This window comes from Vibrio sp. 10N.247.310.23 (assembly GCF_041467155.1).
Taxonomy (GTDB): Bacteria; Pseudomonadota; Gammaproteobacteria; order Enterobacterales; family Vibrionaceae; genus Vibrio; species Vibrio crassostreae_C.
In genome coordinates, this window is sequence record NZ_JBFSTZ010000001.1 from 239,555 (window position 1) to 253,709 (window position 14,155).

A 14,155-nucleotide genomic window follows, 5' to 3' on the forward strand; every position below is an offset into this window, starting at 1 on the left:
AATGCCTATATTGAATTGCGATGGACGATAAATAGCAAGGTTTAAGATTGTCTTGTATCAAAAAAAATCCATGTTTCTGGCTTTTATCTTCTGTACCACTAGAATTGTTACTAGTTATGAATAGAATAGTCACTGAAACTATTAAATAAGAAAAGTGGTGTAGATGAGCTATCACGTATTAGTCGTAGAAGATGATGTGGTAACCCGCAGTAAACTGGTTGGATACTTCCAGAACGAGGGTTACACAGTGAGCGAAGCAGAAAGCGGCGCTCAAATGAGAAACGTGTTAGAAGAAAACAACGTTGACCTCATTATGCTGGACATCAACTTACCAGGCGAAGATGGATTGATGCTAACTCGCGAATTACGCAGTCAATCAGACATTGGAATTATTTTAGTTACTGGACGCACGGATAGCATCGACAAGATCGTAGGCCTTGAAATGGGCGCTGACGATTACGTTACTAAACCCTTCGAACTTCGCGAGTTATTAGTTCGAGTTAAAAACCTACTTTGGCGTATCTCTGCTGCTCGTAAAACAGCAGCGGGCGCTGTAGAAGAAACATCAGATGAGTCTGTGGTTCGTTTTGGTGAGTGGACATTTGATATCCCTCGTCGTGCGTTAAGCAAGAACGGCGAACCAGTGAAACTGACCAAAGCAGAATACGAACTGCTAGTGGCTTTGTCTTCTTACCCTAATCAAGTATTAAGCCGCGAACGTATTTTGAATATGATTAGCCACCGAGTGGACGCGCCTAATGACCGTACTATCGACGTGCTGATTCGTCGTATGCGTGCAAAAATGGAGTTCGATCCTAAGAACCCACAAATCTTTGTGACGGTTCACGGTGAAGGTTACATGTTCGCTGGTGATTGATTTCCTTCGGGAGTGATTAATTAACAACGACATTTAAACGTAAAAAGCCGAGACATCATTGATGTATCGGCTTTTTTATTACTCAGCTTTTACTGTTAACAACCAGAGAATCTACAAATACTTGGCGACTCTGTATGCTTAAGATGAGTTTAAAGATTCAATGGGCTTATTGAGGCTGAGCCGCGGAAACTTCACCGTCATCTTCAATTAAGCTGGAAGCTTCTGGAATAACAGGCTCTTCAACAATGTCATTGCTTGTATCTAGCCAATCACGCAGGCTTTGCCAAACCAATCCCATGGTTTCGTGCCAGTAACGCTCAGTCTGCTCAAGGTATAGCGCTTTCGGCATGTACTTTTCCCACGGCTCAACTATACCTTCTTGTGCAAGGTAGTTAGTTGGTGCCGGCAGTGGTTTCATTCCAGCAGCATTGAATTCGTTCAGTGCGCGAGTCATATGGCTCGCTGAAGTCACCAACACCATTCTTTTATTCTTAACGAACGCAGCGGCTTGGCGGGCTTCTTCCCAAGTGTCTTTTGCGGTTTCAAGCAGAATGATGTCGGGCTTTGCTACGCCAAGTGCTAAAGCCACTTTAGCCATCATTCTTGCGTTACTTACTTCAGTGCCTGCGCCATAGCCAGACAAAATGAGTTTTGCACCAGGGTAGAGGCGTAGAATACGAATCCCTTCACTTAAACGCATCAGGCCGGTGCGGCTAAGTTCTGATGTCGGTGGAATTTGGTCGTCTACGACGTGACCACTTCCAAGAACCATCACGTAATCGACGGTTTCATCGACAGGTAAAAATGCGGTGTGTTGCCTTTCCATTGGCATTAAAAGTTGACTAGAAACTGGCTGGAAAGCGATTAGGAAAATACCACATAGGGCTGAGAGGGTGATTAGGCAACCAGTCTTCCTTTTGGTAGTAAACATCACTAGGGCTAAACCCAGAAAAGCGAGAATTAACATTGCTGGCAGTGGCATCAATAGCGAAGACACTACTTTTTTCAGCTCAAACATATCCGAATAGTCCGAAAAAACATCACTTAGTAGTAAAAAGAGACATCGCCTCTTTATTCCTGAAATTCCTGTGACAGAATAGCAGGCACGATAGGACATAATAACTCAAGTAGCCGTGACTGAAGACCGTAATTTCGACGATATTGCCCACAAATTTGCAAAAAATATTTACGGCTCTGACAAAGGAGAGATCCGTCAGATCATCGTATGGGAAGATTTAGAACAAGCTTTGAGCAAGTTTGAGCAATCAGCTTCGCCGCTGCATGTGCTTGATGCTGGAGGCGGCCTTGCGCAGATGTCGCAAAAAATTGCGTCGCTTGGGCATAACGTTTCTCTGTGTGATCTCTCTTCTGAAATGCTGAAGCTCGCCGAAGAAAGTATCAGCGAAGCGGGTTTGCTAGAGCAATATCGATTTATTCATTCACCGGTACAAAAAGTCGCAGAACATCTCGATGAGAAAGTCGATTTTGTGATGTTTCATGCCGTAATGGAATGGTTAGCCGATCCTAAAGAGGCGCTTGATTTATTGCTTGAACAAGTTAAGCCAGGTGGTGTTGCCTCGATAATGTTTTACAACCACCACGGATTAGTCCTGAAAAATGTGATTTGTGGCAACATTCCTCATGTATTGAATGGGATGCCACATCGAAAACGGTTTAAGCTGCAACCACAAAAAGGCTTGAAGCCGGAAGAGGTTTATCAATGGATAGAAGACGCTGGTCTAGAAATCTGTGGTAAATCAGGCATTCGCTCTTTCAGTGACTACATAGGTAATATGGAGTACATGGGCGATTACCAATTTGAAGATGTATTGGAACTGGAAAAACAGCTATGTCGTCAAGAGCCATATCTGTCACTAGGCCGTTATATTCACGTTTGGGCTCAAAAACCTGCGCAATAACAGCGGTGAATGTGGTAAAAGAAGCCACAACATGCGCTATGCAATCGTAAGAAGCCCGCGTCATAAAGAAATAGGCGTCATATCTAATACATTCGATATGACGAAGAACAGTAACAGGAACCACAATGAGTGAAATGACTCAAACTGCCGAAGAGCAGCCAATTGATGAGTTGGTGGGCTGGGTCAAGCAGCATGATTTTTCATTAAACTTGCCACCAGAGCGCTTAGCATTTTTGATTGCTATCGCAGTACTAAGCAATGAAAGGTTCGATGAAGAGTTGGGCGAGGGTGAACTGCACGATGCATTTACCATCGTCACTCGACTGTTTGAAGATACTGGCGAAGCGTCCGCGTTTCGTGCCAACAATGCCATCAACGAGTTAGTTAAACAGAAGTTGATTAGCCGCTTTACCAGCGAAATCACCGATGGTGCGAGTATTTATCGCTTATCACCATTGGCGATTGGTATTTCAGATTATTACTTACGCCACCGTCAGTTCTCTAAGTTAAAACTGTCTATCCAGCTTTCTATGGTTGCGGACGAGATGGCAAAAGCCATTGAAGCAGCACAAAAAGGCGGAACTCCAGGACATTGGAGAAAGAATGTTTACGGCGTGCTCAAGTATTCTGTTGGTGAAATTTTCGATCAGATTGATCTTAACCAACGTGTTATGGATGAGCAGCAGCAAACCGTTAAACAGCAAATTGCCGACCTTTTAAACAAGGATTGGCGAGAGGCGATTAACAACTGTGAAACCTTGCTTTCAGAAACCTCGTCCACACTAAAAGAATTGCAAGACACCTTGCAAGCGGCGGGGGATGAACTGCAAACACAGATCCTCGATATTCAAGAAATTGTTTACGGTGACGATGAACTCGAGTTCGTTGGCGAAACCCTGTTCGGCTTGCAGATGAAGCTAGACCGAATCACCAGTTGGGGCCAACAAGCCATCGATTTATGGATCGGCTACGACCGCCATGTTCACAAGTTCATCCGTACCGCGATTGATATGGATAAAAACCGCGCCTTTAGCCAGCGCTTGCGTCAGTCAGTCACTGACTACTTTGATGCGCCTTGGTTATTGACCTACGCCGATGCTGAGAAGCTGACGGATCTTCGTGATGAAGCGCTCGTGCTTCGTGATGACGAAGTGATGGGACAAGCACCAATCGACGTAGAGTACGAAGAATTTGAGCAAGTAAATGACCTGCTTTCAGATCGAATTGCAGAGATGTTAAAAGCTCACAAACAGCAAGGCGCGCCAATTGATCTTGGCCTTGTGTTACGCGATTACCTCGCTGCACACCCTCGCACACACCATTTTGATTTAGCCAGAATTGTTGTCGACCAAGCCGTGCGCTTAGGTTACTCAGAGTCTGACTATCAGGCTATTCAGCCAGATTGGCAGGCAATTAACGATTTCGGTGCAAAGGTACAAGCAAATGTCATTAACAAGTACTGATGATTACATGCCAGAGAAACTGGTAAAAGCGATAGCGAACCCACTGTTCCCTGCGCTAGATAGCATGCTGCGTTCAGGTAAGCATGTTTCAACAGAAGACCTAGATAACCACGCGTTGCTGTCTGATTTTGAAGTTGAGCTTCAGCATTTCTATCAACGCTACAATACGGAATTGGTAAAAGCGCCGGAAGGTTTCTATTACCTGCGTCCGCGTTCTACGTCTCTGATTGGTCGTAGTGTGTTGTCTGAGCTCGACATGTTGGTTGGAAAGGTGTTGTGTTTCTTATACCTAAGCCCAGAACGTCTTGCTCATGAAGGTATCTTCACCAACCAAGAACTGTTTGATGAGTTGATGTCGTTAGCGGATGAGAAAAAACTCATGAAGCTAGCAACCAACCGTGCGTCTGGTTCTGACCTAGATAAAGAAAAGCTGTTCGAAAAAGTACGTACTTCTCTACGTCGTTTACGCCGTATCGGCATGCTGATTGCGATTGGTGAAACCGGCAAGTTCCGTATCAGCGAAGCGGTATTCCGTTTTGGCGCTGACGTTCGTGTTGGCGATGATATGAAAGAAGCGCAGTTACGTCTTATCCGTGATGGTGAAGCTGTGGTGCATACCCAAGAGCCTAACCAAGGTAGCTTGTTGAATGAAGAACAAGCGGAAGCCACATCAGAAGTAGATGCAGACGTAGACGAAAACGGTCAACAAGACATTTTTAACGATCAAGCTGACTTTGACCTTGAGTCAAATGCTGGCGAACAAACAAAAGTAGAAGGTGAAGCATGATTGAAAGAGGTAAGTATCAATCATTAACCATGGTCAACTGGAACGGCTTCTTTGCGCGTACTTTTGATATTGATGGATTGGTTACAACGCTTTCTGGCGGTAACGGTGCGGGTAAGTCGACCACAATGGCGGCATTCATCACAGCACTGATCCCTGACCAAAGCCTTCTGCATTTCCGTAACACAACGGAAGCGGGTAGCTCACAGTCATCTCGTGATAAAGGCCTTTACGGTAAGCTTCAGCCAGGCGCATGTTATGCCGCACTAGATGTTGTGAACTCTCGTAATCAGCGTCTATTGTTTGCAGTAAAACTGCAGCAAGTCGCGGGTCGTGATAAGAAAGTCGACATTAAACCGTTCGTTATCCAAGGCCTTCCAAGCCATGTGAAACCAACGGATGTGTTGATTCAGAACGTTTCAGACAGCCACGCTCGCGTATGTCAGTTGAACGACGTGAAAGCGGCGGTTGCACAATACGAAGGCACGCATTTTAAGGCCTTCTCTTCGATTGTTGATTACCACTCGCAAATGTTTGAATACGGTGTGGTACCGAAGAAACTACGTAACAGCAGCGACCGTTCTAAGTTCTATCGCCTAATTGAAGCATCACTTTACGGTGGTATCTCAAGTGCGATTACGCGTTCTCTGCGTGATTATCTGTTACCGCAAAATGGTGGTGTGAAGAAAGCGTTCCAAGACATGGAATCAGCACTACGCGAAAACCGTATGACGCTAGAAGCGATCAAAACGACTCAGTCGGATCGTGATTTGTTTAAGCACTTGATCACTGAATCTACGAACTACGTGGCAGCAGATTACATGCGCCATGCTAACGATCGTCGCAACAAGCTTGATCAAACCATGAAGTTCCGTGGTGAGCTGTTTGGTTCTCGTGAAACCTTGCTTGATCAAAACAACTTGTTGAACCGCGTTCAAGAAGAACTAGAGTTACTTGTCGATCAAGAATCAGCACTAGAGCAAGATTACCAAGCGGCTTCGGATCATCTGCAATTAGTTCAAACTGCACTTCGTCAGCAAGAGAAAATTGCCCGCTACAGCGAAGATCTAGAAGAGCTGAATGAGCGTCTAGAAGAGCAGATTATGGTGGTTGAAGAAGCTCAAGAACGAGTACTTCTTGCTGAAGAGCAGGCAACCATCACTGAAGAAGAAGTGGATAGCCTGAAAACTCAGCTTGCTGATTACCAACAAGCATTGGATGTTCAGCAGACTCGTGCACTTCAATACCAGCAAGCGGTTCAAGCATTAGAGAAAACTAAGCAGCTACTTGGTGATGAGTCTATTACGGCAGAAAGCGCACTAACTCTGGTTTCTGAGCTAAAAGCACAAGAAGAATCAAGCACTCAAACGCTGCTGTCTACTAAACATAAACTAGACATGTCTTCTGCTGCTTCTGCGCAGTTCGACAAAGCGCTCGCTCTTGTTAAAAGTATTGTGGGTGACGTTGAGCGTAAAGAAGCGTCTCAAAGCGCTAAGCAAGCTTTAGAAAAAGGCCGTAACGCAAAACACGTTGTTGAAAATGAACAGCAGTGGCGTGCTCAGCACCGCGATATGGCTCGTGATGTGGCTCAGCAGCGTCAAGCAAAAGAGCTAGCGACTGAATACCAAAAGCAACACAACATCTCACTGACTGACGAAGCGGTTTTCGATGAAGAACGTGAACGTCATGCTATGCAGATCGAGTCTCTTGAGTACGCTCAAGAAGAGCTGCGTGAAGCGAAGAGTGAGCAACGTCGTGTACAACAAAACCACGATCAAGAGATTCAAAAACTTGAGTCTATTGCTCCAGCATGGATCACGGCAAACGATGCGCTTGAAGCATTAAGAGATCAAACCGACGCTGAGCTAGAAGATAGCCAAGCGGTGATGACTCAAATGCAACAAGTGCTTGAAGATGAGAAATCTCAAGCGGTAGCAAAAGATCAGTTGGCTACGCGCCGAGCTGAACTTGAGCACGAAATTGAGCGTTTAGCGTCTCCAGGTGGTTCTAACGATCCTCGCCTCAAAGGCCTAGCGGATACGCTTGGTGGCGTGCTGCTTTCTGAGATCTACGATGATATCACTATTGGTGATGCGCCGTACTTCAGTGCGATGTACGGCCCGGCTCGTCACGCAATTGTGGTTTCTGATCTTGATGGTATTAAAGAGAAGCTGGTGGATCTTGATGATTGTCCAGAAGACCTTTACATCCTAGAAGGCGATGTCGACGCGTTTGATGACAGTTCATTCAATGCCGATGAGCTTGAAGGCGCAGTGTGTGTTCAGCTGAACGATCGCCAAATGCGTTACTCTCGTTTCCCTGAGATCCCACTGTTTGGCCGTGCGGCTCGTGAACAACGTCTAGAGAAATTGCGCGAAGAGCGTGACGTTGTGGTTGAAAACCACGCGAAGGCAGCGTTTGACTCTCAAAAACTGAATCGCCTATACCAAGCATTCAACAGCTTTGTTGCGAAGCACCTGCACGTTGCGTTTAACGCAGACCCAGAGCAAGCACTTGCTGCGATTCGTGATAAGCGTAATCAAATTGTTCGTTCTCTGGCTGAGCTTAACTCTAAAGAGCAGCAGCAACGCAGTCAGCTTCTACAAAGCAAGCAGGCACTTGGTGCGCTAGACAAATTAGCACCAATGGTTCGTATTTTAGAAGACGAAACATTGGCTGAACGCCTAGCTGAATTAGAAGCGCAACTAGAGCGCTTGAGCGAAGCTAAGTCGTACTTGAACAACCATGGCAAAGCACTTGCTTCGTTAGAGCAGATTGTTTCTGCACTAGACGCAGACCCTGAACAGTTCGAGACACTAGAAGCACAATACCAACAAGCTGACCAAGCTCTACAAAGCCTGAAAGGTAAAGTGTTTGCTCTGTCTGACTTGATTGAACGTCGTCACTACTTTGCCTATGCGGATTCTGTTGATCTTCTAAACAAGAGCAGCGAACTGAGCGAGCAATTAAAAGCGAAATTGGTTCAAGCTGAACAAGCTCGAACTAAAGGCCGTGATGGCTTGAAGCAAGCTCGCGAACAGATGAACCAATACAACCAAGTTTTGGCAGCACTGAAGAGCTCACATCAAGCGAAGCAAGAAACGGTTCAAGAGTTCAAACAAGAGCTGCAAGAGTTTGGTGTCAATGCTGATGAAGGCGCTGAAGAGCGTGCTGTACGTCGTCGTGACGAGCTTCAAGAGCGTTTGCACACATCTCGCAGCCGTAAGAGTGAATACGAGCGTACGATTACATCAACTGAACTTGAGATGAAAGCTTTGGCTAAGCGTCTTAAGAAAGTTCAGAAAGAGTACACAGAGCTTCGTACCTTCGTTGTTGCAGCGAAAGCGGGTTGGTGTTCAGTACTTCGTTTAGCGCGTGAGAATGATGTTGAACGTCGTCTGCATAAACGTGAACTGGCTTATCTAACGGCAGGCGAGCTTCGCTCTATGTCGGATAAATCACTGGGTGCGCTACGTCTGGCGGTAGCCGACAATGACGACCTGCGTGATTCGCTGCGTCTATCTGAAGACAACGCGCATCCAGAGCGTAAAGTTCTGTTCTACATTGCGGTTTACCAACACCTTCGTGAGCGTATTCGCCAAGATATTATTCACACGGATGATCCGGTTGAAGCAATCGAAGAGATGGAAGTGGAGCTAGCTCGACTAACAGAAGAGTTGACGCAGCGTGAAAATCGCCTGGCAATCAGCTCTGAGTCCGTAGCAAGCATCATCAAGAAAACGATTCAGCGCGAGCAGAACCGTATTCGAATGCTGAACCAAGGTTTGTCTAACATTTACTTTGGTCAGGTTAAAGGCGTACGTCTGAACGTTAAGATCCGTGAAAGCCACGAGATCTTGCTATCAGGGCTAGCAACTCAACAAGAGCAACACAAAGACTTGTTTGAATCAACGCGCTTTACCTTCTCAGAAGCGATGGCGAAGTTGTTCCAACGAGTGAACCCGCATATCGATATGGGTCAACGTTCTCCACAGGTTCTTGGTGAAGAGCTACTGGATTACCGTAACTACCTAGAGCTGAGTGTTGAAGTTAACCGTGGTTCAGATGGTTGGTTACAAGCTGAATCGGGCGCATTGTCTACGGGTGAGGCGATCGGTACGGGTCAGTCAATCCTATTGATGGTTATTCAGAGCTGGGAAGAGGAATCTCGTCGACTTCGCAGTAAAGACATCGTTCCATGTCGTTTGTTGTTCCTTGATGAAGCAGCACGTTTGGATTCTAAGTCGATCTCTACGCTGTTTGAACTGTGTGACCGTTTGGGTATGCAACTTCTGATTGCAGCACCTGAAAACATTAGCCCAGAGAAAGGTACAACCTACAAACTGGTTCGTAAGGTCTTCAAAGACCACGAACACGTACATGTTGTTGGCCTGCGCGGTTTTGCTCAAAACAAACCAGCATCTCCGGTGCAAGAGCTTATCGAAGAAACTGAGCAATAACTTTGATAGCCGAATTATAATCTTGATAGCCGAGCAATAACCTTGATAGCTTAGCTATAAGCTCGAAAGCGACTCAATGATATTTGTTCAAAGCCCCTAATCATTAGGGGCTTTTTTGTACCTTGAATCTAATTTCTTACTTCTTACTTCTTACTTCTACAGCAGAACCCCTCCCGCTTAATCCTTTCGTCGACACTGATAAGACCACTCATACATTATGGTTATTATCAATGGAACTTGTTTGAGGTCACACGCACAAAACCACAAATAATGTATGGTAATGACATAGATTTAATAATATTAATAATATTGTATTACTTAAATTTTAATTGTTGATAACTCGCGTGTGCGAAAGGTAAAGGTAGGACTTAGGTATGATTCAAATCGTTATTGATGGGAAATATCGAATCGTCGAGCAAGGACAAACCGTTCTTGAAGCGGCAAAAACATGTGGTTTGGAAATCCCATCTTTATGTGGTTTGAATAAAACAGCGGATAAAGTGCCGTGTGATTTGTGTGTTGTGGAAGTTGATGGCGTTGGTGTTACTCGCTCTTGTGAGCTTGAAGTGTCTAATGGGCTGAATATTACCACTCAGTCAAAACAGTTAACGAATCATCGACAAGAAGCGTTGAATCGCATCATGACCGATCACTACGCTGACTGTGAGGCGCCATGCCAAACAGCCTGTCCTGCTGGGGTCGACATCCAATCTTACCTGCACCATATTGCTCAAAATGATCACATTAAAGCGATTGAAGTGATCAAAAAGACATTGCCAATGCCGCTTTCAATTGGTCGTGTGTGTCCTGCTTTCTGTGAAACCGAATGTCGTCGTAACTTGGTCGATGAATCCATTGCGATTCGCCAACTCAAACGACACGCTGCCGATGCGGATCTAGCGGCTCAAGAGAGCTACATGCCAGCGAAGAAGCCAAATAAAGGCAAGAGCATTGCTATTGTTGGTAGTGGCCCCGGTGGGCTTACGGCGGGTTATTACCTATCTAACGAAGGCTATGATGTCAGTGTCTATGAGTCGATGCCGCAAGCGGGTGGTTGGCTGCGTTACGGTATCCCTGAATATCGCTTACCTAAGTCGATTCTAGATAAAGAAATCGAGTTGATGTGTCGCAACGGAATGGTGGTTGAGTGCGGTAAAAAACTCGGTGTTGATTTTACACTGTCTGATTTAAGTAACGATTTTGATGCGGTTTGTTTAGCCGTTGGTGCATCGCAAGCGGTCGAGATGAATTACCCGGGTAGCGAACTCGGAGGTTGTTATTTGGGTGTCGATTATCTGAAAGATTACGTGACCGATCAGCAGTACGTCACTGGTAAAAAGGTTGCCGTGATCGGTGGCGGTAATACAGCGATTGACTGTGCTCGAACCGCAGTTCGTGATGGCGCGGATACTACGCTGATTTATCGTCGTACTCGAGATGAGATGCCAGCAGAAGATTACGAAATCGAAGAAGCTGAACATGAGGGTGTGAAGTTCCACTTCTTAACCAACCCTGCAGAAAACATAGCCGATGAAAATGGTCATGTATCAGAAATACGATTAGAACGAATGGCTTTGGGTCCTGCTGATGCTTCAGGCCGCCGCAGCCCTAAACCAACGGGCGAGTTCTTTGTTGAAGCGTTTGATACGGTTATTGCTGCCGTGTCGCAAAAGCCTGATCTGAGCTTTATGGACAATGAAGCGATTGATATTCCTCTTACTCGTTGGAATACCGCAGATGCTGATCCACAAACCATGCATACCGGAACCGGAAATATTTTCAGTATTGGTGATTTCCGACGCGGCCCTGCAACCGCAGTCGAAGCGGTGGGGGATGGGCGTATTGCTGCACAAGCGATCGATCGCTTCTTCCATGGTGATATGGACAATATTCCAGCCAAACCGTTTAACTCAAGAAAGCACAAACAGCTCAAAGCGGTGGATCCTGAGCAATACCAGTCGATACAACGCATGGCTCGTAAGATCATGCCAGAACTAACGCCCGAGCAGCGTGAACAAAGCTTTGATGAAGTAGAAACAGGGTTTGATAATGCCGATGCAATCGCTGAAGCTGCAAGATGTTTAGAGTGTGGCTGCCAAGCTAATACAGATTGCGACCTACGAGACTACTCGACTGAATACAAAGCAACGCAAACGCATCCAGAGTACAAAATCGATGTGGCTTCGAATGAGAGTTGGCAGGCGATTCGTGCTGAAGAAGCGAAGGTCGGGTTAACAAGGCAAAAATTTTCGGTCGATGACAGTTCTGAGTTCATTATCTTTGACGCCAACCGCTGTATTAGTTGTGGCCAGTGTATTCAAGCATGTCGAGAACAGAATGTTCATGGCGTTCTAAGCTTCATGAATCAATCGGATGGCAAACCTGCATCAAGACCTGAATGTCGCCCTAACTTTGGGGCAGATAAGACCTTAATGGGCGACTCAAACTGCGTTCAATGTGGATCGTGTATTCAGGTGTGTCCAACCGGTGCAATGGTGGATGCTCGCGACAGAAAGCAGGGAGACACAGACGTACTCAAGAAAGTCGATACCATCTGCACCTATTGCGGTGTCGGCTGCAAGCTAACCATGCATATCGATGAGCAGAAAAACAAAATCCGCTATATCGAAGGCGGAGACTCTCCGGTTAATGAAGGCATGTTGTGTGTTAAGGGGCGATTCGGCTTCGATTTTGTGGGCAGTGATGCGCGTTTAACCACACCATTAATTCGTAAAGATGGCTGGTTGCAACCTGCAAGTTGGGAAGAAGCGATTAAGCTCATTGCTGATAAATTTACCGCGATTAAACAGGGCTTTGGTAGCAATGCTTTGGCGGGCTTCTCGTCGGCGAAAACTACCAATGAAGACAATTATGCCTTCCAAAAATTCATACGCCGTGAATTAGGCACTAATAACGTCGATCACTGTGCACGTCTTTGTCATGCTTCTACTGTTACCGGTTTAGAGGCTTCGCTGGGCAGCGGTGCAATGACCAATGATATTCCAAGTATCAAGCACTCAGATGTGATCTTTATTATCGGTTCAGACACTACTTCAGCACACCCAATTATTGGCTCGCACATCAAGCAAGCGGTGAGGCATGGTGGAGCACGATTGATCGTTGCTGATCCAAAACGAATCGATATTGCTGACCACGCTGAGCTTTATTTAGCGCACCGACCGGGCACCGATGTGATGCTGATTAATGGTGTGATGCAGCAGATCATCAAACACGGTTGGTACGATCAAGATTATATTGATGATCGTGTTGACGGCTTTGATACCTTATTGCAAGAAGTCATGTCACCAAGCTACTCACTTGATAAAGTCGAATTGGTGACTGGCGTGAAAGCGGAAGATATCTTCGCGATGGCTCGCTTGATTGGTACTGCAGAACGCACCGCAGTGTATTATTCTATGGGTATTACGCAACACACCACTGGCCACGACAACGTACGTTCAATCGCTAATCTACAACTATTGTGTGGCAACATTGGTATCGAAGGCGGTGGTATCAACCCATTACGTGGTCAATCCAATGTTCAGGGCGCGTGTGATATGGGGGCATTGCCGAACAACCTTCCAGGTTATCAGAAAGTGTATAATCCGATAGTTCGTCAAAAATTCGCGATGGAGTGGGGTGTTTCTGACTTACCAGCGGAAGCGGGGTTAACGCTCACCGAAATTATTGATGGAGCGTGCCATCGAGATGTTCGTGGTCTGTATGTCATGGGTGAGAACCCAGTGTTGAGCGACCCAAATCAAGCGCATGTGATTGAAGGCCTTGAAGCGTTAGATTTCCTAGTGGTTCAAGATATTTTCTTAACCGAAACCGCTCAGTATGCCGATGTGGTTCTGCCGTCTTGTTCGTTTGCTGAAAAGTCTGGCCACTTCACCAATACAGAGCGACGAGTCCAACGTATTAATCCTGCTGTTAATCCGCCCGGTGACGCGAAAGAAGATTGGGTGATTATTCAAATGCTAGCCAATGCAATGGGCGGCGGTTGGGACTACAAAACCGTTGCTGATATCACCAATGAGATAGCACGTGTCACGCCACAGTATGGTGGTTTACGTTGGGAGAACATTACGGTGAACGGCGTGCAATGGCCAAGTAATAAGAACAACCCTGATGGCACACGTATCATGCACCAGACCCAATTTACGCGTGGGCGTGGTCAAATGGAGGCGATTCCGTTTAGATACGCTGCTGAGCTACCGGATGCGGAATACCCGTTAGTATTAACGACAGGCCGTATTCTAGAACAGTTCCACACCGGAACCATGACACGTAAAACAAAAGGGTTGGATAACTTAGCAGGGCCGCGTGCCATGGTGAGTGTTCATGATGCTGAAGCGCTAGGTATCTCGAATGGTCAGATGCTTAAGGTCTCAACACGTCGTGGTGAAATCGAAATCGCGGCCTTTGTGACTAAACGAATGCAAAAGGGTGTGGTATTTATTCCATTCCATTTTGTTGAATCACCAGTTAACCGTTTGACTACCACAGCGACTGATCCACACGCGAAGATCCCTGAATTTAAGGTGGCGGCTGTGCGTATTGATCCTATTCGTGAGCCTGAGTGTGAAGTAACAGAGGCTTAATCATATTAGCTCGGTGAAGACGGCTGGCATTAAAAAGCCGCGTAACTC

General features: G+C 46.0%; 7 protein-coding genes. 6 read left to right on the forward strand and 1 reads right to left on the reverse strand.

The features are described 5' to 3' along the window. Positions 1-163 precede the first annotated feature (163 nt). Positions 164-877, forward strand: coding sequence for a two-component system response regulator TorR (torR, locus tag AB6D93_RS01045; protein ID WP_017067841.1), 714 nt, complete (start codon positions 164-166; stop codon positions 875-877). Between the two features lie 166 nt (positions 878-1,043). Here torR and elyC read toward each other — a convergent pair whose 3' ends face one another. After that, on the reverse strand, positions 1,044-1,895 hold the full coding sequence (gene elyC, locus AB6D93_RS01050) for an envelope biogenesis factor ElyC (RefSeq protein WP_102332487.1): 852 nt from the start codon (positions 1,893-1,895) through the stop codon (positions 1,044-1,046). 115 nt (positions 1,896-2,010) lie between these two features. Here elyC and cmoM point away from each other — a divergent pair, with 115 nt between their 5' ends. The 5 genes from cmoM (at position 2,011) to fdhF (ending at position 14,107) form a co-directional block, all read left to right on the forward strand. Further along, positions 2,011-2,796, forward strand: coding sequence for a tRNA uridine 5-oxyacetic acid(34) methyltransferase CmoM (cmoM, locus tag AB6D93_RS01055; protein ID WP_017063509.1), 786 nt, complete (start codon positions 2,011-2,013; stop codon positions 2,794-2,796). Between the two features lie 125 nt (positions 2,797-2,921). Further along, the gene (gene mukF, locus AB6D93_RS01060) at positions 2,922-4,259 is read left to right on the forward strand and encodes a chromosome partition protein MukF (RefSeq protein ID WP_017055049.1); all 1,338 of its coding nucleotides are present in this window, start codon (positions 2,922-2,924) and stop codon (positions 4,257-4,259) included. Further along, complete coding sequence (gene mukE, locus AB6D93_RS01065) at positions 4,240-5,046, forward strand: chromosome partition protein MukE (RefSeq protein WP_017067527.1); 807 nt, start codon at positions 4,240-4,242, stop codon at positions 5,044-5,046. The genes mukF and mukE overlap by 20 nt, the downstream gene beginning before the upstream one ends. Continuing rightward, complete coding sequence (gene mukB / locus AB6D93_RS01070) at positions 5,043-9,503, forward strand: chromosome partition protein MukB (protein ID WP_102332486.1); 4,461 nt, start codon at positions 5,043-5,045, stop codon at positions 9,501-9,503. The genes mukE and mukB overlap by 4 nt, the downstream gene beginning before the upstream one ends. Positions 9,504-9,877: 374 nt before the next feature. Continuing rightward, positions 9,878-14,107 carry a formate dehydrogenase subunit alpha gene (fdhF, locus tag AB6D93_RS01075; protein ID WP_102332485.1) on the forward strand — a complete coding sequence of 1,410 codons (4,230 nt, stop codon included), beginning with the start codon at positions 9,878-9,880 and terminating at the stop codon, positions 14,105-14,107. Positions 14,108-14,155: the final 48 nt, after the last annotated feature.

Coding starts and splice junctions, on each gene's coding strand:
- torR (WP_017067841.1), top strand. CDS start 164: ATGAGCTATCACGTATTAGTCGTAGAAGATGATGTGGTAACCCGCAGT.
- elyC (WP_102332487.1), bottom strand. CDS start 1,895: ATGTTTGAGCTGAAAAAAGTAGTGTCTTCGCTATTGATGCCACTGCCA.
- mukF (WP_017055049.1), top strand. CDS start 2,922: ATGAGTGAAATGACTCAAACTGCCGAAGAGCAGCCAATTGATGAGTTG.
- mukE (WP_017067527.1), top strand. CDS start 4,240: ATGTCATTAACAAGTACTGATGATTACATGCCAGAGAAACTGGTAAAA.
- mukB (WP_102332486.1), top strand. CDS start 5,043: ATGATTGAAAGAGGTAAGTATCAATCATTAACCATGGTCAACTGGAAC.
- fdhF (WP_102332485.1), top strand. CDS start 9,878: ATGATTCAAATCGTTATTGATGGGAAATATCGAATCGTCGAGCAAGGA.